Raw genomic sequence first — 2,440 nt, 5'->3', positions numbered from 1 at the left:
GACTGATTCGCCGTTTGTTTCCATGCAGCGAGTGCCCGGGACTCACCTTTGGTCGCGAACGTGGCAAGTGCCACGTACCGCGCGTGGAATGTATTTGTTGTCGTGGCCCCAAGGACCGCAGCCGAATCCGCAGGCGGTGTGGACTCTGCCAGGTCGCGACGGTATCACCTACGAACTATTCACCGATCCGCTGAGTCGCTTGAAGTACGCGGGCACGCTGGCACCGGAGTTTCCGGATCGAAACATCTCGGCGTTCGAAGGGGCGGCGGCGCCCAAGTTGACGTACCTCGAACCTTCGCCGACCGCCAAGCGTGGCAAGGTTCTGCGGCGGCAGATGACGAGTGCAGCCTTTGCTGGCGCCCGCGAGTTGTCGATCTATCTGCCGCCAGGCTACCAGCAGCGATGTTCCTATCCTTGGCTGCTGGCGTTCGACGCCGAGCAGTTCGTGTCGCTGCTGTCGATACAGACGATGCTGGACAACATGATCGACCGGCGCGTCATTCCGCCCACGGTGGCTGTGTTGATTCATTCGGGCACCACTCGTTTGCTCGATCTGCCGCCCAACGACCGGATGCAAACATTCCTGCGAAATGAGCTCATGCCCTGGACGCGTGCCAACTTTGGCGTCAGCGAGCGCAACGACGAGGTGGCGATTGCGGGCTTCAGTCATGGTGGGCTCGCGGCAATGCATGCCGGGCTGCTGAATTCCGATGTCATCGGCAATGTGATCGCGCAGTCGGGCTCCTTCTGGTGGGCGCCCGATCTGGGTGCCGTGAATCCGGCTGGGCCGTTGCCCATCAATGCCAACCGCTTGAGCGCCGACTTCGCGCGCTCACCGCGGCTGCCGTTGCGGATCTATATGGATGTCGGCACCTGGGAAGGTCATTTCCAGATTGCATCGAACCGCCAGCTGCGGGACGTGTTGTTGGCGCGCGAGTATCCCGTGACCTACGCAGAGTTCGAGGGTCCGCACGACTATGTCGCCTGGCGCGCCACTTTGCCGAACGCACTCATTGCCACGCTCGGTGCCCATGGGCAGCGAGATGCCTGCGCCGCCGGGCGCTGATTCGATTTCTCAACGACGAGGATTGCAGCATGCGTAGTTCGATAGCGGCGTTTCTGTTGATGACGGCTTTCGCCGCGACAGCGGCTGAGCCGGCGCAGGACCCGATGAAAGCTTTCTATGACAACACTTGGGAGTACCAGGACTCCACCGGCGTGAAGCTGCTGCGGCTCGATGCCGATGGCACGTTCGACATGGTGCATTTCAACGGCAATACCTATCAGGGTACCTGGGATCTCAAAGGCAAGAAGGTCTGTTTCCACGTCGGCAAGGACGTGTCCTGTTTCGAGGACATTGCCGGTCGAGCCTTGGGTGAGAAGTGGACCGGGCCGCACGATGGCAAGACCTACTCGGGGCGTGTCTACGCTGGACGCCAGGCACCGCACGCCGAGCATTGAGGATGAAGAGTTATTTCGAGCAGATCGATCACTTGATGTTCGGCGCGTTCGACGTGGAACGCGCCAGCGAGGAGTGGCGACGGCTGGGATTCAACGTCGGGCCGTTGACGACGCTGCCGGCGATGGGATTCTGCAATCGGCGCGTGTTGTTTCGTCAAACTGCGTCATTCGCGGCGAACTTCATCGAGGTGTTGCAGTTGACGCGGCCGGTCAGCGACGTGCATCGAGTCCTGCGCCACCTGAATCCCGGTCTGGAACGACGCGAGCAAGGCGCCAACGCGGTGATCTTTGCGACCCACAGTGCGGACCAGGCGCGGGCTTACTATGAAGACGTGGGAGCGACCGAGCCGGCCACCGGACTCACGCCTGAGCCGATCATGGTTGGCGACTATCCCTCGGTCGGGCCCGACGGTGAGCCGATTCAAGTGCGCTTTCGCAATTGTTTGCTACCGAATTTACAGATGCCGGTGCCGGTGTCGCTGAGTCAGATTCAGGCGTGGGACTTCTATCAGAACGAAGCCTGGCTACAACACGACAACGCGGCTCGGAGCATGATCGCTGTGACCATCGTAACTGACACACTCGATGCGGATGTGGCGCGCTACGAATGGTTGTTGGGCCGTTCGTGTGTGCGGCAGGGCGAGGAGGTTGCGCATCTGGAGCCCGGCGACTCGCGGCTCACGTTCATGACCAAGGCGGCATTCGAACGTCACTTTGGCGTCGTCGCGCCGATGCGAGCCGCGCCATTCATCGCCGCGATGACACTGACCTCGAACTCGTTCGAGCGTTCGCGTGAGGTGCTTTCTCGATCCGGCGCGCCGCTGCTCGATCAGGGGACCCGGCTGATCGTCGGACCCATGCTCGAAAATGCCATCGTGCTGGAGTTCCTGGCTTGAGGATTCTAGCCTTTGAAGCCGGCCGCGGCGGACAGACGGCGAGCGGTGCTGATCAAGTCGAGTACCGCCGGATGATCCTCTCG

General features: G+C 61.5%; 3 protein-coding genes. All 3 read left to right on the top strand.

Annotated elements, in window-relative coordinates:
* A partial coding sequence (locus JNL55_RS27945; RefSeq protein WP_293862457.1) for an alpha/beta hydrolase occupies window positions 1-1,066 on the top strand: 1,066 nt, incomplete at its 5' end.
* 29 nt (window positions 1,067-1,095) lie between these two features.
* A complete protein-coding gene (locus JNL55_RS27940; protein ID WP_293862454.1) occupies window positions 1,096-1,461 on the top strand; it encodes a hypothetical protein in 366 nt (121 codons plus the stop codon).
* 2 nt (window positions 1,462-1,463) lie between these two features.
* A complete protein-coding gene (locus tag JNL55_RS27935) occupies window positions 1,464-2,357 on the top strand; it encodes a VOC family protein (RefSeq protein ID WP_293862451.1) in 894 nt (297 codons plus the stop codon).
* Window positions 2,358-2,440 lie beyond the last annotated feature (83 nt).

Origin of the sequence: Steroidobacter sp. (assembly GCF_016790065.1) — a bacterium.
In the GTDB taxonomy this organism is placed as follows: domain Bacteria; phylum Pseudomonadota; class Gammaproteobacteria; order Steroidobacterales; family Steroidobacteraceae; genus Steroidobacter.
Note: the sequence above shows the minus strand (reverse complement) of the source record. Positions and strands in the feature narration are given on the sequence as shown.

Coding starts and splice junctions, on each gene's coding strand:
- JNL55_RS27940 (WP_293862454.1), top strand. CDS start 1,096: ATGCGTAGTTCGATAGCGGCGTTTCTGTTGATGACGGCTTTCGCCGCG.
- JNL55_RS27935 (WP_293862451.1), top strand. CDS start 1,464: ATGAAGAGTTATTTCGAGCAGATCGATCACTTGATGTTCGGCGCGTTC.